Below are 19,797 nucleotides of genomic sequence, written 5' to 3' on the forward strand. Positions count from 1 at the left end.
TCAATAAAAAACATGATTTTTTTCAAGAATTTTGCAAAATATTTTAAAACTTTATTAAATTTGTTGAAACTTGATGTAGCTCGTTATTTTTTTGTTCCTTTTGCTTGCTTGATTGTATTTGTTTGCTTGAGATTAGTCGTGATTTGTCGTCTCTTTTATGAGACTAGTTCAAGAAATTGTTCCAATAAATAATATTAACAATGTTTTATGAAATGTATATGAATGAAAATTCTAATTTATTGAATGCTTTGTTGTACTGGGTTATAATAAATGTATAAATTAAGAGGAGTTTTTATGAAAAATTTTTATGGTGAAGTGTTTTCACGTTTACAAAAACATATCAAAACAATAGAAAAGAAACAAGGTGCCTGGATGTTCACGTTGATTATTTCGGGAGTAATTAGTTTACTTTCATTTATGTTGTGGATGAGGATTAGTCCTCCGAATTCATCGAAAGATTTCTTGAATTTGTCGCTTCCATTGTCGTATTTTTCGAAGACTGTCATGTCGCCTTTTTCATGTGTATTGAGTTTTTGGGTTGCGACAAGTTTTTTGAAAAAAGATATGGCAGAAAAGATATCGAACTCAGAGTTTTTGGCTAAGGCTAGCGTGTACACTTTGGTTACAATTGTCTTGGCTTCTGTGTTTAATACGAGAATTCCAGTTGTTAGCGTGATTGTAAATGTGATATCGGGGTTTGTGTACAGCGTTGTGATGTACGACAAATTCAAACCCGATTTTTTGAACAAGGCGACGATTACGGCTGCAATTGTCAAGATTATCGTGAGTGCGATTGGTTTTCTGATGGGTACAACTTTGTTGTTTTTCATCATTTTGAATTAGTTTTAATTAGTTGTGATGTAGTTAGGAATTAAAAGGAGTGTTTTATGAAAAAATTGGTGGCTTTGATGCTAGCTTGTATGTTGAGTTTGCCTGTGGTGAGCGTTGCAGACAAGGATAGCACAAATGATAGAATTTCTGAAAAGATAGAAGCTCATACATTTGATTCTGCAACAAAATCTGATGCAGATACAAATAGCAAAAAGACAGATGCAAAAGACAAACAAGCTGGTGCGAAGGATCAAAAATCTGATGCAAAGGATACGTCAAATAAAAAAGATACATCTGATAAAAAAGATGCAACGGATAAAAAAGATTCTTCCGAGAAGAAAAAAAACGAGAAAAAACAAGACCAAATCACCACTAACGAAGATGGTGTGTTCAAAAATGTTATTCACCAAAGATTCCAAGGTGAAAACAGGGCGAAGACTGCAGTGAATGTGCAACGTCATTACTTTGCGAATACAAACAAGGTAATTCTTGTCAACGACAACGCATATCCCGATGCAATCAGTGCAACGAATGTGTCTATGGGCAAATACCCACTTTTGTACACTGGGAAAAATTCATTATCCATCGAAACCAAATCTGCGCTTGACAAGATGTTCTTGGACGAGATTTATCTAATGGGTGGCGTGAATACTATAAGTAAAAAGGTTGAAAATAGTTTGAAAAGAAATTTCCCACACGCAAAAATCACTAGAATTATGGGAAGTAATCGTTACGACACATCAGCTCAATCTGCGAGAACTCGTGCAAAAACCACTAACTTGATATTTGCCGCAGGAACAAATTATGCAGATGCATTGTATGCTACAAGTCTTGCAGCACACCAAAATGCACCGATACTACTTGTAAGTAATGATGGCATTAACCAATCTACTGCAAATTTCATCAAATCATTGGGAAATATCCACAACGTGACAATCGTCGGTGGAGAAATATCTGTAAATCAATCTGTGAAAAACCAAATCGAAGCCTTGACTAGAAAACCTGTCACAAGACTTGCAGGTGTGGACAGATACGAATCCAGCGTTGAAGTCGCAAAAAGAGTGAACGCAAACCCAGCAGAAGTCATCACTACAAGCGGTGAAGTGTTCGCCGATGCACTCGTGTCATCGACAGTTGCACAAAAAATCAAAGCGCCAATCTTGCTTGTGAAAAAAGACGTCCTACCACTTTCAGTTAGAGAATATTTGAAAAAAACCAACTCCATTTACAAATTAACTACAATCGGAGGATACAACACAGTTACCAAAAACAATTACTCCACACAAGTAATATTAATATCGGGACTCGACATCGACAAACCACTTGTCGACAAACAAGGAAAAGGCATAATCAAAGCCTTCACAAAAGATTACAAAAAATACTACGTACTTCCAAACAACAAATACTACAGTGCAATCAAAGAATACGACAAATTGTTCGTATACTTGAGAGATGCATTGGCAGAAGATTACAGACCATTGGAATAACGAAAAAATCAAAAGAGGACAATGTCCTCTTTTTTTGATGCAAAAAAATAGACGAAACCCTCGCCTATTAAAAGAACAAATAATTCAAAATATACATCGTAACGACCGACAACAAAAATCCGATCTCCGTAATTCTCGTTTTCGTTTTCTTATAAAAATCGGACGAAATCACAAACGTTGGCCCAATCGCAGTGTACATAATTATAGATTTAATCAACTGCTGATTGTTCGTCACAGCACTCACAACGACGTATGTAAACACCGGAATTATCAGCAAATTCACAACAGCAAGCATGATGGATGTCAAATCCAATAAGCTTTTCAAATCAATACTTGAAATTGCAAGTGCAAATGCTATTATAATCACAACTGAACTTGTCGATTGAATAATTTTCAGAGGAGTTAGTATGTATGAGAACTTGTAAATCGCACAAATACAAAAAGCTACAGAAAAACCCATCGCCATCAAAAAGTCTGTCACATTGAAAATTCTCTTGTAAAGCATGTACACAAGATAAATCACACAAGAAATTATAACCAGATTGTTCAGAATATTCTTGTCCATAACATTTTGTAAAAAAGGCCTCATCACGATAATATTCGAGAAAATAAACGCAGGTTCCAACGAATCCTTGTCCTTCGTGTTGATTTGGAAAATCATCGTCATAATCTTAGACAATATCCACAAATACACAAAAAACACACCGAGTTTGATGTTGAAATTCTTGTACGTAAGTTCACTCAAACTAATCGCAATATTAGCCGGAATAATTACAACGTAGATTAATTTCGAAAAAAATGCGACAATTTGCTTTTCATTTGAAATCGTTCTGGCAAACAAAAATATAATTGCAAACACCACTAGAACACTTATCCAATAATTAAAATAACTCATACTATCCTCCAACTTTATTATACCATAGCAAAATAGTAAATATGAGAAAAAGCAGACGTAGCATTTATTGAAATAATTTATAAATAGGCACTTAGCGTGTGTGACTTTTTTACAAATATATATTATTATATATATAACTAGTATTTGATTACGTTAAGGAGATCACATGTTTATACGAAAAATAAATCAGAAATACAAAAATTTCGAGTTAGACATCGAAAGTCTAGAAATAGGAAACAATAAAATTATAGGACTGATTGGAGAAAACGGTGCTGGTAAGACAACTTTGATGGATGTATTATCCGGAATGATAAAAGCAAACGCAAGTTTTGATGTCCAAGATTATAACGAAAATGATATTTTATACATACCTTCCCAAATATCTCCGTATTATTTTTTAACAGTAAGTGAATTTTGTAAAATTGTAAATGAATACTCCCCTTCCGGTAAAACGTCCGAAGATTTAATAGTTGAACTTGGACTAGAAGACAAGAAAGATACTTTAATTTCTGAATTATCTGAAGGAATGAAGAAAAAGTTAACTCTGATTAACATTTTAACAGGTGATTATTCCCTCATAATTATGGACGAACCATTTAATAGTATCGATCTGAAATATTCTTATGAAATCAAGAAATTAATCCTTCAATTGAAGGAAAAGTCTACAATTTTGATTTCATCACATATTTTAGACAGCCTTATTGATATATGTGATGAGTTTGTGCTTTTGAAAAATGGTAAGGTAAAAAAAGTATTCGCAAATTCAAAAGATAAAAAGCAACTGGAGGACGAGATTTTTGAAAGAAATATTTAAATTGGATATGAAACTACGTTTTAAGGAAATAAAAATAGATAAAATATCAGGTGCAATCCAATTCGTTTTGATAATCTCAGCGATTTTTTTGTTTTTAAAATATTTGAGTTCTCTACCATCAGACCATTATGTGATAAAAGCTTTATTCGCGTTTTTCTTAGCTTTTATGGGGTTTTTCAAGATAAGAACTGATAGTATAACTCAAAGAGAAATGGATTTTATGACCTTTTTCCCAAGCTTTAACAAAAACCAAGTCAGAAAATACTTCATGTATAAGAAAGCTACGATTACATACATCTTCATAATTTATTTGTTATTTCCAACTTCTGTAGATATTCTTGAAATCAAATCTTTCTTTATGTATGGTTCGATTATTTATTTTTACATGTTTGTGGATACATTATTCTTCTATCTGACAGAAAATACAAGAAAATCAAATATACTGTACACAGCCCTTAGAATTTCATATTATGTTTTATTATTTTCTAGTTTGAATTTCCCAAATTTGGGAATTGATTTAGAAAAGTTACTACCAAAATTGCAATTATGGTACATGATTCCAACATTTATAATACTTTTTTGTGTTAATCCACTTTTACTTAAAGCTCCCAATATAAAAGGAGAATAAAATGACAAAACTTATTTTTTATTACATCTTACGCGACAAAATTAAATACGAACTAATTGTAATACTTTTCATAAGTGTATTTTCTTCTATAAAATCACCGCAGAATTTATATGGATTGAATTTCTCCACTACTTTATTAAGTATACTTTTCATATTGTATTTTAGTGTTATGAATGTACACAAATCAAAGTTCTTGCTTTTATATCAACCTAGAAATGTTAAATCTCTTAGAAAAGATACCATAAAATCAATGTGCTACTTATCTAGTATATTCTTAGTCTTGGCTGTTATCTTAGATTTTTTCATAATGAAATCAATCTATCTAACAGAATATTATTTTGTAAGTATGATAATATTTTATATTTCTACAAGTATCGTCAAAGTAAACATAGAAAAAAACACCAAAATTGATGAACCTATAATTAAATTAAAAGAATGCGTATTCGTTTTATGTTCAGCAATTATATTAGTAGCAGCGATTTTCATTTTAAAAATTTTAATTTTCAGTAATTTGTTGTAATTTGTTTGACACATCTTTGACTTTTTGTAAACATTTTCCACGTCGCAAATCAATTTACGGGGTATAATAAATTTAAGGAGGATAATATCATGAAGAGGAAATTATTGGTAGTATTGTTGGCATGTGTAATGCTAAGTTCTTGTGGAGTGAAAAATGTTGGAAATACTGGCGTAAAAACTTCTGGAGAAGACGGCATACATATCAAAAACGGTGACTCAGAAGTCAGTATCGGAAAAGACGGAATCAACGCTAAGAATGGCGACTCCGAAGCAAAAATTGGAAAAGATGGAATAGTCGCAAAAAACGGCGACTCCGAAGCAAACGTCAGCAGTGATGGAGTAAAAGTGCAAAACGGACTCGACCTTGAAGGAGAAGACCCAGAAACAAAAGAAAAAAGAAAGAATAATGTGTTCTTGGACGAAGACAAAATAAAAGAGATGGAACTAAAAGAAAATTACCTTGAAAAAGAAGACATCGAAAATTGGGAAATCAAATTAGACAAACAATCACAAACATACACAATAAAATACAACGCACTACATCAAAAACACGAAAATGAAAGAGACGCCGTCACTGGTCAATTGCTCAAAGGAATGACATCGCCAACTTCAAGATAGCGCGTAAATAGTAAAACAGGGAATGTTCCCTGTTTTTTTGTGTTCATTACAGTGTTTAGGAGATGAACGTGGTGTGTGATGATTCTTACATCTGCGGGAGATCTGACCTACGTTCGTGTTGCAATCCCTAATATTGTGTCCGTCTAAGCAAACAATCGAAGCTAAGAATATCATACGGAAAAAATAAGCATAAATTCAAGCGAAGTGAACCGTTAAAAAATTGTGCTGTCTGAGTGCGTAGCACGAGTTCACAATTTTAGGTTCACAAGCTTAGAATTTATTTATTTTTGTAGTCTAGATATTCGTGCGAGATGTTTGCTACAACTTGACCTACGCTTGCCCTGCAACTGTAAATTCTGCGAAACCTTTAAGCAAACAATCGAGCTGTATAGTGTCAATTTATGTAAACAGTCAAGCCTTTTTGCTAAGAATATCATACGGAAAAAATTTAATTGATTTCAAATCGAAAAAATCCGTCAGAAATCGCACCGCTTGAGCGTAAGCGAGCTTGCGATTTCAGGATTTTGAGATTTAGAAATCACAAATTTTTGTAGTCTAGATATTCGTGCAAAATGCTTGATCTGTGCTTTCGTGCGAATAAGATTATTAAATTTTCACCAAGATTATAGACTTGATAAAAATTTTTTAAAAACATTAAGTTCATATTAAATAATATAATTTAGAAATTGTATTGCCCTATAGCAACAAGTATGTTAAATTATATAATGTAAAAATACTTTTAGGAGGCAAAAATGAAAAAATTAAAATTACTTGCATTTTTAATGGCTTTTGCATTCATATTAACTGCATGTGGAAAGCCAGCAGACAAAAAAGGAACCGATGCTCCTAACGCACCGGCTGTTGAAGGAACTGAAAAAGGTTCTTCTAAAAAAGGTGGACTTATGGTCCTAGGTGTTGGATCTGATCCTTCATCTGTTAACCCTCTATTTGCAAACGACAGAGTTTCATTAACTATTACAAATGTATTGTATGACAAGTTATACAATGTTAAGTCAGGGAAAGTTGTATATGATGGTCTAGCTGAATCTATGACTCCATCTGAAGACCATTTAACTTATACTTTAAAGTTAAAAGATGGTATAAAGTGGCATGATGGTAAGGACATAACAGCAGATGATATTATATTTACCTATGACAGTATATTAGATGATAAGCAAAATGCTAAGGGACAAAATGTTCTTAAGTCAGATGCTGGTGTTGTTAAATACAAAAAAGTTGATGACAAGACAATTGAATACAAATTACCTAAGGTAGATATGACTTTCTTAAATGGTATAGCTGGTATCTCTCCTATTCCGAAACATGTATTCGAAGGAGAAGCAGAAATTGCTAAGAGTCCAAAAAATGCAAAACCAATAGGAAGTGGCCCTTTCAAATTCAAAGAACATAAGACTGGTGAATTATACCAAGTTGAAAGATTTGAAGACTACCATGGTGATGTTGCTAAACTTGATGGTATAGCTTTCAAGGTTATTCCTGATGCAAACGCATCAATGGTTGCGCTTGAAAAAGGAGAAATTTCTGTTTCATATATCAAACCTAAAGACGTAGCTAAATTTGAAAAGAATGGCAACTTTGAAATTGTTACATTCCCTGAAGGAATGGTTGACAACCTATTCTTCAGATTAAACTCTGAAAAATTAAAGGACGTAAAAGTTCGTCAAGCTATTTCATATGCAATTGACAAAACTAAACTAATTCAAGGAACATATTTAAGTAAAGACTTTGCAGATCCTGCATATTCAGTTTTCTCAACTAACACTGGTTTCTTTAGTGATGATGTTGAAAAGTATGATTACAATGTAGAAAAGGCAAAAAAACTTTTAAAGGAAGCTGGTAAGGCAAACTTAGAACTTAAATTAATGTACACTTCTGGAAGTCCTGCTCAAGAAAAAGAAAGTCTATTAATTCAAGAAATGCTTAAAAAAGTTGGAATAAATGTAGAACTTCTTCCAATGGAAAGAGCAACTTTCATCGAAAAGTTATTAGATAAATCTAACCACGACTTTGACATGGCTATAAACGGATATGTAATGGGAGACAGCCCTGACTCATACGCTTCAATATTTAAGAGCGACTCTTCTGAAAACTTCAGTAATTACAACAATCCAAAGATTGATGAGCTATTCAAACAAGCTAAAGTAGAAACTGACGAAGCTAAGCGTGGAGAAAAATATAAAGAAATCCAACAAATACTTGCTGATGATGCAGTAGAATATCCTGTTGCAAATGTAAAATCAATTCTTGCAGTTCGTAAAGAGTTTAAAAACTTAGATGCAGCAAACCCTGCACCTATTCACATGTTTGATTACTTCAACAAGATTGAATCAAAATAATTAACTAATGAACAGTCCCTTTTTAGGGATTGTTCATTTATTTAGGAGATAATATGACAAGACTTATACTTAGACGACTTTTACAAACCATACCTATGATAATAACTATTTCCATAGTTTCCTTTTTGCTTGTAAGAATCGCACCATCTGACCCAGTTAGGGCAATGATAACACCTGAGTCTACAGTGGAAGACATAGAAAGAGTCAGAGAGAACATGGGCCTTAATGACAGTTACTTTGTTCAGTACAAAAGATGGGCAGGAGATATTTTAAAAGGCGACTTTGGCTACTCATTTTCAAATCACAGACCTGTGCTGGATCAGGTTACCGAAAGACTACCGGCAACTTTAGGACTTATGGGAAGTGCGTTTTTAATTTCAATTATAGTCGGTACAATTATCGGTATTATTTCAGGAATGAGCAAAGGAGGTATAGTAGATAAGATTTTTACACTGCTTTCCTACATAGGAATATCCATACCTTCATTCTGGTTTGCAATGATGCTTGTGCATCTTTTTTCATTAAAATTAGGGCTTCTTCCATCAATTGGAATGAGAACTCTTGGTGTTGAAACAACAGCAGACCTAATAAAGCACTCCATCCTACCAGTACTTACTTTAAGCATCGGTGATACAGCTGTAATTAGTAGATATGTAAGAGCAAGGGTGATGGATCAATTAAAAGAAGATTATGTAATGACAGAACTTGCCCAAGGTAGTTCAAAGAAAGAGCTTTTCTTTAAAAGTATTCTTAAAAACTCTCTCCTTCCACTTATCACGCTAGTTGGAATGAGCTTACCAAGACTTGTTTCAGGTGCCTTTATAACTGAAAGCATCTTTGGATGGCCAGGCCTTGGACAACTTGGTATGAACTCAATCTTTACAGCAGACTACCCTCTAATAATGGCAACTACTATGTTTGCATCTGTATTATTAATTCTTGGAAACTTAATCTCAGATATACTTTACGGAATTGTAGACCCAAGAATAAAGGAGATGAATTAATGAAAAAACTTTTTAAAAATTTTAAATTAAGTCCCCTTAGGGTCAAATTTTCTGTTACACTTCTTCTACTCTTCATATTAGCTGCTGTATTAGCAGACCTATATCCTAAAAACGGTATAGATACTGACATAACCAATGCACTGGTTCCACCAAATAGCGAAAATTTTTTTGGAACTGACGACTTAGGTAGAGATTACTTTGCTAGGGCATTACATGGCGCAAGGGCCTCCCTTACAGTTGGTGTGCTATCGGTTGTTATTTCAACCATATTAGGATCATTCGTTGGAATCATTTCAGGATATTTCGGCGGTAAAGTAGATATGATAATTATGAGAATTGTTGACATACTAATGAGTATTCCATCATTCTTTTTAATACTAATCCTAAACGCTGCTCTTAAACCAGGAATTCAAAATATTATTATTATCATAGGACTATTTAGCTGGATGGGTATTGCAAGACTAGTTCGTGCAGAAACCTTAACAGTTAAAGAAAGAGACTATGTAACATATTCAAAATTAATTGGAGTTGGCCACCAAAAGATAATGACAAAACACATTCTTAGAAACATAGTTCCCACTCTTACAGTTGCGGCTACTGTTAATGTAGCTTCTGCAATACTAACAGAGTCTTCCCTATCCTTCCTTGGACTTGGGGTAAGACAACCAAACTCTTCATGGGGTTCGATGTTAAAAGATGCCCAACAATATCTAGGAACTTCACCATACTTGGCGCTTTTCCCAGGACTTTTAATTCTTTTAACAGTACTTTGCTTTAATGTAATTGGAGACTATTATAGACAGGAGATACAATGAAATTAGTAGAAATAAAGAACTTAAATGTAGAATTTCCAGGAAAGGAATACACAACCTACGCTGTAAACAATGTAAGTTTTGATATTTACGAAAATGAAACCCTTGGAATTGTAGGAGAATCGGGTTCAGGTAAATCTGTAACTGCAAAGTCCATATTAAATTTATTGAAGGACAAATCAAAATATAGCGGCGAAATAATTTATGACAGTGTAAACATGTTAGAGGCTGACGAAAAAACTCTAAGGCGTATTAGAGGCGATGAAATATCCATGGTTTTTCAAGATCCAATGACCTCTTTAAATCCACTTTTTACAATTGAAAAGCAAATGTACAAACTTATAAAGAGACATAGAAAAAACTTAAGTGCAAATGAAATAAGAGATATTTCCATAAAATATTTAGACCTAGTTGGCATTCCCGACGCTAAAAATAGAATAAAATCATATCCTCATGAGTTTTCAGGCGGAATGAAACAAAGAGTTATGATAGCTATGAGCCTTTGCCTAGAACCAAAACTTATTATTGCAGACGAACCAACTACCGCGCTAGACGTTACAATTCAAGCACAAGTACTAACACTTTTAAACAATATAAACGAAAAATCTACACAGTCAACTTTACTTATAACCCACGACCTAGGCGTTGTAGCAAATACATGTGATAGAGTTGTGGTGTTATATGGCGGAAAAATTATGGAAGAGGCAACAACAAAAGAACTATTTACAAAAGGACTTCATCCATATACGAAGGGACTTTTAGCATCTCTTCCAAGAATTGGAGAAAAAGAAAGATTGGTTCCAATACCAGGAAATCCTCCTGTAATAACAGAAAAACCAAAGGGCTGTCCATTTTATGATAGATGTAGTTTAAGACAAGACATATGTAAAAATAAAGAGTTATCAAAAAAAGAAGTATCCCCTACCCATAGGGTTTACTGTCATATGGTTGAGGTGTAATATGGAAAAGATTTTTGAAATTAAAAACCTAAAAAAGTACTTTCCTGTAAAAAAAGAAAAGGTGTTTGAAGAGCAAAAATATTTAAAGGCATTAGACGGAATAGACCTAGAAATATACAAAGGAGAGACCTTTGGCCTAGTTGGAGAATCTGGATCAGGTAAGTCAACATTAGGTAAGTGTGTTACAAGTATACACGATATAACCGAAGGTGATGTATATTATAAAGGCAAAAACATAAAGGATAAAAGTACAAAAAAGACTATGCAAAATGAAATTCAGGCAATTTTTCAAGACCCATACTCTTCACTTAATCCAACCCTAACAGTTTATGAGATAATTGCAGAGCCAATAAAGACAAGACTTCAACTAAGTAACGAAGAAACAAAAAATAAAGTTATAAAACTCTTAGAAAAAGTAGGACTATCAAAAGAGATTATGTATAAAAAGCCGGGACAATTTAGTGGTGGACAAAGACAGAGAATCGGAATAGCAAGAGCAATATCCACTGACCCGGATTTTATACTATGCGATGAGCCAATATCGGCGCTGGACGTTTCAATTCAGGCACAAATTGTAAACTTGCTAGAAGATTTACAAAAAGAACTAGGGCTAACATATCTTTTTATTGCCCACGACCTTGCAATGGTACAACATATCTCCCATAGAATTGGAGTTTTGTATCTCGGTAATATGCTAGAAGTAGGAAGCGGAAAAGATATATATGAAAATCCTCTTCACCCATATACAAAAGAACTTTTAAATTCAGTTTTAAAACCAGAAGTTACTGGAGAAAAAATATTAAGCCATGGCAATAGAGAAATTCCTAGTCCAATAAACCTTCCAGAAGGATGTGTATTCCAAGGACGATGCCCATATAAAACAGAAATCTGTTCGAAAGAATGTCCTAAACTGGTTGAAGTAAGCCCCGGTCATAAAGTGGCATGCCATAATATATAGTGAGAAGTTAAAAGTGAGATGCTAGAACTAGAATATGTAAAATAATTTACATTATGACCTGAACCCGTAAACACGGAATGATTTAATAATATTTTAAGCGGAATGTAATCTGTACATAACAGGGGACATTCCGTTTAATTTTGTTTTAAATTCTTTTATGTATTTTGGCATACAAAAACCCCTCCATCCGTATTCCGGATTTTGGGGTTCATATCACACGATACGCCTTTTTTATTATATATTATTTTTTGCTTTTTACTGCTTTTAATATTTCTCCTGCTGCGAATGGCAACAATGCACATGGAAGGATTACTTTGTAGTGTTCAAGGTGAAGTGGTATTGTTTCGAATACATCATTTACTCCAGGAATGTAGATTACTGCTAGCATTAAGAATAGTGATAGTGATGTTCCCATTACTAATGCTTTGTTAGAGAATACTCCGATTTGGAATACTGATTTGTGTTCACTTCTTACTGAATAACTTCTTAGTAATTCTGATAATATCAATGTTGCAAATGCAACTGTTCTTGCAGATTCGATGTGGCCATCGAAGTGGTTCAATCCGTAGTTGTACGCAAATAATGTCGCAACTGTGATAGCCAATGATTGAACGATAATGCTTAGTCTCATGTTCTTGTCGATGATTGGTTCTTTTGGTGAACGAGGAGCTCTGTTCATGATGTCAGCTTCTCCTTTTTCAACTCCAAGAGCCATTGCTGGGAATGAGTCTGTCACTAAGTTTAACCATAATAATTGAATTGGTATAAATGGTGTGTCCCATTTGAACATTATCGCCAAGAATACGATAAGAATTTCTGCGATGTTACAGCTTAGTAGGAATGATACGAATTTTTTGATATTCGAGTAAATTATTCTTCCTTCTTCTACTGCATGAACAATTGTCGCAAAGTTGTCGTCTGTAAGGATAACTTCTGAAGTGTTCTTCGCAACGTCTGTTCCAGTGATTCCCATCGCAATTCCGATATCTGCTTTTTTGATTGCTGGTGCATCGTTGACTCCGTCACCTGTCATTGCTGCAATGTGTCCGTTTTCTTTCAATGCTGTTACGATTTGTACTTTGTTTTGTGGAGAAACTCTCGCATAAACTCTCTTTTCTTTGACGATTTCACGGATTTCATCGTCTGTCATGTTGTTAAGTTCAGCTCCCATGATTGCTTGTGAGTCGTCTGTACAAATCCCCAAATCTTTCGCGATTGCTACTGCTGTTTCCAAATAATCTCCAGTAATCATAACTGGTGTGATTCCCGCAGTTTTACATTCTTCGATTGCATCTTTTACTTCTAGTCTTGGTGGGTCTATCATTCCTGATAATCCTACAAATACCATGTTCTTTTCGATGTTTTCAGATGTAATTTCATTTGGCAAATCATCGTGTTCACGAAGTGCATAAGCCAGTACACGAAGTGCTTGTTTTGCGTACTCGCTGTTTTTATTCAACAATTTTTGTTTTAATTCTTCTGTTAATGGTTTGATTTCGTTGTCGATTAAAATCTTGCTACATTTTTCAATAATTATATCTGGTGCACCTTTTGTGAAGGAAATAATCTTGTCAGATAAGAATTTATCGTGGAATGTAGTCATCATCTTTCTTTCGGAATCGAATGGAATTTCTTCTATTCTAGGATAATTTTGATTGGATTCTTCTTTTGTGATGTTTTGTTTTCCTGCTGCTGTGTGAAGCGCTCCTTCTGTAGGATCTCCTACAATCTTGTATGTTCCGTCTTCTTCGATTAATTTCGAATCATTTGTAAGACTCATTATGTGAAGCAAAGTGTTAAGAGATTTGATGTCATCTTCTTGCATTTTACGGTCTTCAATCAAATAATCGCCTTCAGGTTTGTATCCTGTTCCTGTGACATCGACATCAGTTCCATCGACGTAGATTTTCTTCACAGTCATTTCGTTTTGAGTCAATGTACCAGTCTTGTCGGAACAAATTACAGTAGTTGTTCCCAAAGTTTCAACAGCCAAAAGTTTCTTGACGATGGCGTTTTTCTCTGCCATTCTTCCCATTCCCAAGCTAAGCACGATTGTAACGATAGCTGGAAGTCCTTCTGGAATCGCTGCAACTGCAAGTGATACCGCAGTCATCAACATGTTCAATGCGCCAAAATCATACAAGAAATATCCAACCGCAAATACAATTGCACACACAACAACCGTTATGATACCCAATTGCTTAGATAATTGTGCCAATTTTCTTTGAAGAGGAGTTTCTTCGTCTTCAACTTCTGACAAACTCGTTGCAATTTTACCGATTTCTGTGTTTTGTGCAGTTTCTACAACGACACCCTTCGCTCTACCGTAGCTTACGATAGATGAACTGTACGCCATATTTGTTCTGTCGCCAATTCCTGCGTCTGTTGTGATTTCATCCTTCGCATTTTTTTCTACAGCAACTGATTCACCAGTCAACGATGACTCGTCGATTTTCAAGTTAGTAGATTCCAACAATCTCAAATCCGCAGGAATAATATCTCCCGTTTCCAATTCAACGATATCTCCTGGAACCAAATTTTGTGAATCCACTTCCATAATCTTGCCGTTTCTGATGACCTTGGCTTTAGGACTTGCCATTTTTTGCAAAGCTTCAATCGCTTGTTCCGCTTTACCTTCTTGATAAATCGAAAGCACCGCATTCACAATAACGATAGCGATGATAATAATACTATCTGTGACTTCCCCAATAGCCATGGATAAAATAGATGCCAATAGCAAAATAATTATCATCGGATCCAAAAATTGATCCTTTAATTTGGCTGCCATGGACTTTTTCTTCTTTTCTTTTAATACGTTCTTGCCGTATTTTTCTAATAAACTAGCTACCTTACTGTCGGATAGACCATTGTTTTCGTCAGTATCCAAACTTTTGATAACACTGTCATTAGATTCCTTGTACCAATCCAATCTCTTACCTCCTGTTAATTTACATAATAAAAAAAACTTTCACCATTTCTGGCAAAAGTCTTGCTAACCAAAGTGGCCTTGTGCCGGGTTTCAACCGTAATGACGACACAATATTTTTAAGCTACTCCCTTTTGTTATATTAATTTTACCAAAAATATTATATTAAATCAATTATTTTATTATAACTTGAAACGTATCGTGTTCTTTTTTCATATTTACAATCTTGCAATCCTCGTAATCGTGAGTGTCGATAAATTTGTCCACAATCGTCGGATCTTTTGTGAAATGCATTGGGAACAAAACTTTCGGATTGCATTTGTCGACAAATTCATTCACACCCAAATCGTATCTTTCCTTTAATCTCGGATCAACCGGGAAAAATCCAATGTCAACGTGTCCAATCTTGTCGATTTCCTTGGAGAAATCTTGTTGCATCTTTTGTTTTTCCTCTTCGGTGTCTTCTTCCCACACCCAATTGTTCAAATCTCCTGCGAAGAAAAATTTCAAATGGTTTGCTTCAAAATACACGCTAATTCCCATATCAGTCGAACCAAGAGCTGTAAAATCAACTCCGTAGACAGATGTCGATTCACCAACTTCAAGCTTAATAACCTTCTTATCGAAATGCTTTTTCAATTCTTCTATATTATCTTGTCCCAAAAACACAACATTGTCTTTCGTATCATAATCAAAAACCTCTTCGTAAACATCCTCGCTGACAATGTATGTAATGTCACTCGCATTTTCATAATCAAAAATACTCTCGTTGTAGTGATCTGCGTGAGAATGAGTCACCACGAAAATCACCTTCTTATCGTTCACATTTTTTGGCAAAGTTCCTTGAAAATAATCGAAAATAATAATCTTGTCTTCAAACTCCAAAGAAAATGAACTGTGGTATATATATCTAATGTTTAATTTGTGTTCCATTAAAATTCCTCCTCGTATATATTTACCCATAAACAGACAATTTACGCAAGTAAATATTCGATAAATTTTATAAAACAACAAATATTTTCACTTGTAGTATAATATTAATAATGAAAGGATGAGTTTATGAAAAAAACTAACGCAATGAGAATACTCGACAAACAAAAAATTGGGTATAAATATATAGAATACTCCGTAGGAGACGATGTGAGTGGCGAAAATGTCGCAAGCAAATTAAATGAGGATGAAGCTTACGTGTTCAAAACACTTGTCACAATTTCCAACACGAATGAAAATTTCGTGTTCGTTGTAGCTGTAAAAGACGAGCTTGACCTCAAAAAGTGTGCGAAAATAGCCGGAGTGAAAAAACTCGAAATGATTCATGTAAAAGATTTATTAAAAACTACCGGCTACATTAGAGGTGGTTGTTCTCCTATCGGAATGAAAACAAAATTTAAGACTTTTATCGACGAGAGTTGTGAAAATAAAGAATATATTTATGTGTCTGGCGGCAAAATCGGTGCGCAAATCAAAATCGCTCCCCAAGATTTGATAAAAATTTGTGATATTACTGTGGCGGACCTTAAAAAGGAGTAAAAATGGATTACGAAAAACAGCTTGAAGCTGTAATTAACTACATTAAAAGCGGAGAAAAACTAAAAGAAGATTTCACTATAGGAATGGAAATGGAACATTTCATCGTAGACAAGGATACTTTGAAGACTGTGTCGTATTTCGGTGATAATGGAGTAGGTGCAACTCTCAGAGAACTTCACAATCATGGATGTGCAGCTTACAAAGAGGGCGATTACATCCTTGGACTTGAAAATGATGATTTGGCAGTGTCGACAGAACCTGGAAGTCAGTTCGAGGTTGCTTTGTCATCGAAGTGGAACATCGACGATTTGAAGGATATTTACATCAAAAATATGAGAAAACTTGTCGAAATTTTCGATAAGAAAAACCAAGCTATGGTGACTTTGGGATATCATCCTGTGACTAAAATCGACGAGATTAAAATCTTGCCTAAGAAAAGATACGATTTTATGTACAAATATTTCAACGAAAGAGGAGACATGGCTCACAACATGATGAAGGGCACTTGTTCTTTGCAATGTAGCATTGACTATTCATCAGAAAAAGATTTCGTTAGAAAATACAAGATTGCCAACTGTTTGTCTCCAGTTTTCTACACATTGTTCGACAACGCATATATTTTCGAAGGAGAGCCTTCAAAAAGTCGTAACATGAGAGAAATCATTTGGGAAAACACAGACACTGACAGATCTGGTATGTATAAGTTTAGCTTCGATGATGATTTGAGCTACAAAAAATACGCCGAACATATTTTGAACACGCCGTTGATTTTCTCAATTGATGAAAACCACGAGCCTTATTATGTCGGAAAGACAACTTTCAAGGAAGTATTTGAAGATGTGAAGGACACTGGTTTGATTTTCCACGCATTATCAATAGTATTTCCAGATGTAAGGGCGAAACGATACATTGAAATCCGAATGATGGACGAAATCAAATATCCACTTAATTTCTCAGCAGTAGCCCTAATCAAAGGATTGTTCTACGACGAGGTTAATTTGGACAAATTATCAGAGCTATTCAAAAACATGACATATGAAAATTGCATGAAAGCAAAACTAGATGCACGTGAAAAAGGACTGGATGCTACATTCATGAATGTAAACATGTTAGAGTTTTGCAAAATGCTTGTGGATATGGCAAAAAATGGACTTCCTGCAAATGAAATCGGATATTTAATTCCACTAGAAGAAATGTTGGAAAAAGGAATGAATCCAAGAGATCAGTTCGAGAAAATTTACAAGGAAAAAGGGCTTCGTGAAGCTGTAGTTGCAAATGAATTAAAATTGGAGGATTTAGATGTATAATGACGAATATTCATTAGAATTATATAAAATAGTACGAGAAGACGAGGACATGTATTACAGGGATTTCGTGGATTTTATCGCCAAAACAAAAGTGTCAAAGGCGATTTATCACGGAGAACCAATCCCTATGACTTACCAAGGTCTTTTCTACAACAAAAGGAATCGCTCAGATTTTGTCTACATTTCAAATATTTTGATGAGCATTACTGATAAAATCACCGAAGAATTTGTGAAAAATCCTGAATATCGTAAAATATTCCAATTGGATCCAACAATTGAAGAGCTAGTGCTTCACGATCCAGGATACGATGTGCCAGTTCCGATTTGTCGCTACGATGTGTTCTACGACGGAGTAAACTACATGCTTTGTGAACTCAACACTGACGGATCATCTGCGATGAACGAAGACAACACACTAGGACAACTTCTTCTTCAAACAAAAGCTATGCAAAAATTCATGGAAAAACACTCAGTCGAAAATATCGACATGTTCACTCCATGGGTTTGGGAAACGGCTGATATGTACAAGAAATACGTATCCGATAAGAAACCAAACATTGCAATCGTGGATAATTTGGAAGTGGGAACTCCAAACGAATTTGACGAATTCAAAAGAGTCTACGAAGAAAATGGATTCAACTGCGAAATCATCGACATCAGAGATTTGGAATACAAAGACGGCAAATTGTGCCACGGAGATTATGTGATAGATTTGGTTTACAGAAGAATCGTGACATTAGAATTGTTAAAAATAAAAGATGAAATCAAACCATTCTTGGATGCGTACATGGACAATGCATTCTTCATGGTAGGATCGTTCAGGTCACAATTGATGCACTCCAAGCTTATATTTGAAATCTTCAGGGACGAACAAACACAAGCGCTACTTAACACTGAAGAAAAGAAATTCATCGACGAACACGTTCCATTTACGAAAAAAATCGAAGAACGTGACGCTTACGAAATCATAATGAACAAGGATAAATACATCTTCAAACCAATTGACGGCTACGCTTCACTTGGAATATACGTTGGCCGCGAAATGAGAGAAGATGATTTGAAAGAAAAACTTCCGGAATTTATCTGCACAGGCTACGTCTTCCAAGAATATTACGATATGAATAAGTGCGAATTCTTAGAATTCGAAGAAAAATCTCCTGTACTCAACAAATTCACACAAGTCGTGGGACTTTTCATCTACAACAAACACTTCATCGCCCCTTACACACGAATCGGAAAAGATAACGTCGTAAGCGGCGCCAGAAAATATTATACAGCACCTAACTTGTTCATAAATGAGTAATTAAAAGCCACATTGTGTGGCTTTTTTTGGTGTGTGAAAATGATTCTTTAATTTTTGCAAATAAAAAAGTTATTTGTAGAATTAAAGCTCGTACTACAAATAACTTTTTTCAACATTTATATATATTTTTCCTATGATCGACTTCTACAACGCAGATTATTAATTTATCGTCATCAATCTCGCAAATAATTCTGTAGTTCGACACTCTGTATCGCCAAAATCCTCTCAAATTGGCTGACAACGCCTTACCTCTTGCACGTGGCTCTTCTAATTGACCTACTTTCTCCATATAATGAATAATCATTTTTTGAATAGGCTTATCGAGTTTTTTCAAGGATTTTAGTGATTTTTCTGAATAAATAACCCTCATATACCCAACTCTTTTTTTACCTCATCATTACTGTAAAATTTCATTTGGTCTTTGTTTAACAGATACTCATTAATTATCTTTTCATCATACTCTTGTTCGATTTTTTCCAATAATGATTCTCTTGCCCAGTCGGATAAAGTTTTGTTTTTTTCTTTTGAAACATTTGTGAAAAGTTCCTTATCCGATTCGCTCAATCTAATCGTTATAGTAGCCATAAAATCACTCCTTTTATTGTGTTACATCGTAACACAATTGTATTATAAATCTTTTACTAAGTCAAGTCTACAGCTCACGACACCATAATTTTTAGTTGTAACTTTTAGCTGTTCATTTGATTTTATTAATTCATCAATCATTTCGGATAAATTATCCCTGAAATTTTCTGCAGTTGTACTTTTCATTGCCTCAACTCTTTCTATTTTTATTATTTCCTATATTATTCTAATACAATGCTGGACTTTTATGCGTATTATGCGTAT

At 34.4% G+C, this 19,797-nt stretch carries 20 protein-coding genes; 14 read left to right on the forward strand and 6 right to left on the reverse strand.

Going from position 1 to position 19,797, the window contains the following annotated elements; genetic code table 11:
• Positions 1-294: 294 nt before the first annotated feature.
• On the forward strand, positions 295-843 hold the full coding sequence (locus tag FMG_RS08130; RefSeq protein ID WP_012291180.1) for a hypothetical protein: 549 nt from the start codon (positions 295-297) through the stop codon (positions 841-843).
• 44 nt (positions 844-887) lie between these two features.
• Positions 888-2,318 carry a cell wall-binding repeat-containing protein gene (locus FMG_RS08135; protein WP_012291181.1) on the forward strand — a complete coding sequence of 477 codons (1,431 nt, stop codon included), beginning with the start codon at positions 888-890 and terminating at the stop codon, positions 2,316-2,318.
• Positions 2,319-2,385: 67 nt separating this feature from the next.
• Here FMG_RS08135 and FMG_RS08140 read toward each other — a convergent pair whose 3' ends face one another.
• Positions 2,386-3,213 (reverse strand): hypothetical protein, encoded by an 828-nt coding sequence (locus tag FMG_RS08140; RefSeq protein ID WP_012291182.1) that lies wholly within the window; start codon positions 3,211-3,213, stop codon positions 2,386-2,388.
• Between the two features lie 166 nt (positions 3,214-3,379).
• Between FMG_RS08140 and FMG_RS08145 the strand changes: the two genes are divergently transcribed.
• The 9 genes from FMG_RS08145 (at position 3,380) to FMG_RS08185 (ending at position 11,882) form a co-directional block, all read left to right on the forward strand.
• Positions 3,380-4,027, forward strand: coding sequence for an ATP-binding cassette domain-containing protein (locus FMG_RS08145; protein WP_012291183.1), 648 nt, complete (start codon positions 3,380-3,382; stop codon positions 4,025-4,027).
• Positions 4,011-4,655, forward strand: a complete 645-nt coding sequence (locus FMG_RS08150; protein ID WP_012291184.1) for a hypothetical protein — start codon at positions 4,011-4,013, stop codon at positions 4,653-4,655. The genes FMG_RS08145 and FMG_RS08150 overlap by 17 nt, the downstream gene beginning before the upstream one ends.
• Position 4,656: 1 nt before the next feature.
• Positions 4,657-5,175, forward strand: a complete 519-nt coding sequence (locus FMG_RS08155) for a hypothetical protein (RefSeq protein ID WP_012291185.1) — start codon at positions 4,657-4,659, stop codon at positions 5,173-5,175.
• Positions 5,176-5,264: 89 nt separating this feature from the next.
• Entirely contained in the window at positions 5,265-5,792 is a 528-nt protein-coding gene (locus tag FMG_RS08160; RefSeq protein WP_012291186.1) for a hypothetical protein, read from the forward strand.
• A gap of 752 nt (positions 5,793-6,544) precedes the next feature.
• The gene (locus tag FMG_RS08165; protein WP_012291187.1) at positions 6,545-8,149 is read left to right on the forward strand and encodes an ABC transporter substrate-binding protein; all 1,605 of its coding nucleotides are present in this window, start codon (positions 6,545-6,547) and stop codon (positions 8,147-8,149) included.
• Between the two features lie 53 nt (positions 8,150-8,202).
• Positions 8,203-9,153: an ABC transporter permease gene (locus FMG_RS08170; protein WP_012291188.1), complete on the forward strand. Its 951-nt coding sequence runs from the start codon at positions 8,203-8,205 to the stop codon at positions 9,151-9,153.
• Positions 9,153-9,968, forward strand: coding sequence for an ABC transporter permease (locus FMG_RS08175; protein WP_012291189.1), 816 nt, complete (start codon positions 9,153-9,155; stop codon positions 9,966-9,968). The genes FMG_RS08170 and FMG_RS08175 overlap by 1 nt, the downstream gene beginning before the upstream one ends.
• Positions 9,965-10,924 carry an ABC transporter ATP-binding protein gene (locus FMG_RS08180; RefSeq protein WP_012291190.1) on the forward strand — a complete coding sequence of 320 codons (960 nt, stop codon included), beginning with the start codon at positions 9,965-9,967 and terminating at the stop codon, positions 10,922-10,924. The genes FMG_RS08175 and FMG_RS08180 overlap by 4 nt, the downstream gene beginning before the upstream one ends.
• Position 10,925: 1 nt before the next feature.
• Positions 10,926-11,882, forward strand: a complete 957-nt coding sequence (locus FMG_RS08185; RefSeq protein WP_012291191.1) for an ABC transporter ATP-binding protein — start codon at positions 10,926-10,928, stop codon at positions 11,880-11,882.
• A gap of 241 nt (positions 11,883-12,123) precedes the next feature.
• Here the strand turns inward: FMG_RS08185 and FMG_RS08190 are convergent, their stop codons facing one another.
• Entirely contained in the window at positions 12,124-14,811 is a 2,688-nt protein-coding gene (locus FMG_RS08190; protein WP_012291192.1) for a calcium-translocating P-type ATPase, SERCA-type, read from the reverse strand.
• 171 nt (positions 14,812-14,982) lie between these two features.
• Complete coding sequence (locus FMG_RS08195; RefSeq protein WP_002838696.1) at positions 14,983-15,741, reverse strand: MBL fold metallo-hydrolase; 759 nt, start codon at positions 15,739-15,741, stop codon at positions 14,983-14,985.
• A 126-nt stretch (positions 15,742-15,867) separates the two neighbouring features.
• On the opposite strand from FMG_RS08195, the gene ybaK reads away from it, so the two are divergent.
• Genes ybaK through FMG_RS08210 form a run of 3 tightly spaced genes read left to right on the forward strand, consistent with a single transcriptional unit; the run spans position 15,868 to position 18,948 of the window.
• Entirely contained in the window at positions 15,868-16,338 is a 471-nt protein-coding gene (gene ybaK, locus FMG_RS08200) for a Cys-tRNA(Pro) deacylase (RefSeq protein WP_002838699.1), read from the forward strand.
• Between the two features lie 2 nt (positions 16,339-16,340).
• Positions 16,341-17,645, forward strand: a complete 1,305-nt coding sequence (locus tag FMG_RS08205; protein WP_012291193.1) for a glutamate--cysteine ligase — start codon at positions 16,341-16,343, stop codon at positions 17,643-17,645.
• A complete protein-coding gene (locus FMG_RS08210) occupies positions 17,638-18,948 on the forward strand; it encodes a hypothetical protein (RefSeq protein WP_012291194.1) in 1,311 nt (436 codons plus the stop codon). The genes FMG_RS08205 and FMG_RS08210 overlap by 8 nt, the downstream gene beginning before the upstream one ends.
• Before the next feature lie 109 nt (positions 18,949-19,057).
• Here FMG_RS08210 and FMG_RS08215 read toward each other — a convergent pair whose 3' ends face one another.
• The 3 genes from FMG_RS08215 to FMG_RS09740 are packed head-to-tail and all read right to left on the reverse strand — an operon-like array spanning position 19,058 to position 19,719.
• Positions 19,058-19,318 carry a type II toxin-antitoxin system RelE family toxin gene (locus tag FMG_RS08215; RefSeq protein ID WP_002838725.1) on the reverse strand — a complete coding sequence of 87 codons (261 nt, stop codon included), beginning with the start codon at positions 19,316-19,318 and terminating at the stop codon, positions 19,058-19,060.
• The gene (relB, locus tag FMG_RS08220; protein ID WP_002838701.1) at positions 19,315-19,533 is read right to left on the reverse strand and encodes a type II toxin-antitoxin system RelB family antitoxin; all 219 of its coding nucleotides are present in this window, start codon (positions 19,531-19,533) and stop codon (positions 19,315-19,317) included. Before relB ends, FMG_RS08215 begins: the two co-directional genes overlap by 4 nt.
• Positions 19,534-19,575: 42 nt before the next feature.
• Positions 19,576-19,719 carry a hypothetical protein gene (locus FMG_RS09740; protein WP_158297417.1) on the reverse strand — a complete coding sequence of 48 codons (144 nt, stop codon included), beginning with the start codon at positions 19,717-19,719 and terminating at the stop codon, positions 19,576-19,578.
• Positions 19,720-19,797: the final 78 nt, after the last annotated feature.

It is taken from the genome of Finegoldia magna ATCC 29328, assembly GCF_000010185.1.
Taxonomy (GTDB): Bacteria; Bacillota; Clostridia; order Tissierellales; family Peptoniphilaceae; genus Finegoldia; species Finegoldia magna_H.

Bases quoted from the DNA above. Each gene is read 5' to 3' on its own strand.
- FMG_RS08130 (WP_012291180.1), top strand. From the start codon at position 295: ATGAAAAATTTTTATGGTGAAGTGTTTTCACGTTTACAAAAACATATC.
- FMG_RS08135 (WP_012291181.1), top strand. From the start codon at position 888: ATGAAAAAATTGGTGGCTTTGATGCTAGCTTGTATGTTGAGTTTGCCT.
- FMG_RS08140 (WP_012291182.1), bottom strand. From the start codon at position 3,213: ATGAGTTATTTTAATTATTGGATAAGTGTTCTAGTGGTGTTTGCAATT.
- FMG_RS08145 (WP_012291183.1), top strand. From the start codon at position 3,380: ATGTTTATACGAAAAATAAATCAGAAATACAAAAATTTCGAGTTAGAC.
- FMG_RS08155 (WP_012291185.1), top strand. From the start codon at position 4,657: ATGACAAAACTTATTTTTTATTACATCTTACGCGACAAAATTAAATAC.
- FMG_RS08160 (WP_012291186.1), top strand. From the start codon at position 5,265: ATGAAGAGGAAATTATTGGTAGTATTGTTGGCATGTGTAATGCTAAGT.
- FMG_RS08165 (WP_012291187.1), top strand. From the start codon at position 6,545: ATGAAAAAATTAAAATTACTTGCATTTTTAATGGCTTTTGCATTCATA.
- FMG_RS08170 (WP_012291188.1), top strand. From the start codon at position 8,203: ATGACAAGACTTATACTTAGACGACTTTTACAAACCATACCTATGATA.
- FMG_RS08175 (WP_012291189.1), top strand. From the start codon at position 9,153: ATGAAAAAACTTTTTAAAAATTTTAAATTAAGTCCCCTTAGGGTCAAA.
- FMG_RS08180 (WP_012291190.1), top strand. From the start codon at position 9,965: ATGAAATTAGTAGAAATAAAGAACTTAAATGTAGAATTTCCAGGAAAG.
- FMG_RS08185 (WP_012291191.1), top strand. From the start codon at position 10,926: ATGGAAAAGATTTTTGAAATTAAAAACCTAAAAAAGTACTTTCCTGTA.
- FMG_RS08195 (WP_002838696.1), bottom strand. From the start codon at position 15,741: ATGGAACACAAATTAAACATTAGATATATATACCACAGTTCATTTTCT.
- ybaK (WP_002838699.1), top strand. From the start codon at position 15,868: ATGAAAAAAACTAACGCAATGAGAATACTCGACAAACAAAAAATTGGG.
- FMG_RS08205 (WP_012291193.1), top strand. From the start codon at position 16,341: ATGGATTACGAAAAACAGCTTGAAGCTGTAATTAACTACATTAAAAGC.
- FMG_RS08210 (WP_012291194.1), top strand. From the start codon at position 17,638: ATGTATAATGACGAATATTCATTAGAATTATATAAAATAGTACGAGAA.
- FMG_RS08215 (WP_002838725.1), bottom strand. From the start codon at position 19,318: ATGAGGGTTATTTATTCAGAAAAATCACTAAAATCCTTGAAAAAACTC.
- relB (WP_002838701.1), bottom strand. From the start codon at position 19,533: ATGGCTACTATAACGATTAGATTGAGCGAATCGGATAAGGAACTTTTC.
- FMG_RS09740 (WP_158297417.1), bottom strand. From the start codon at position 19,719: ATGAAAAGTACAACTGCAGAAAATTTCAGGGATAATTTATCCGAAATG.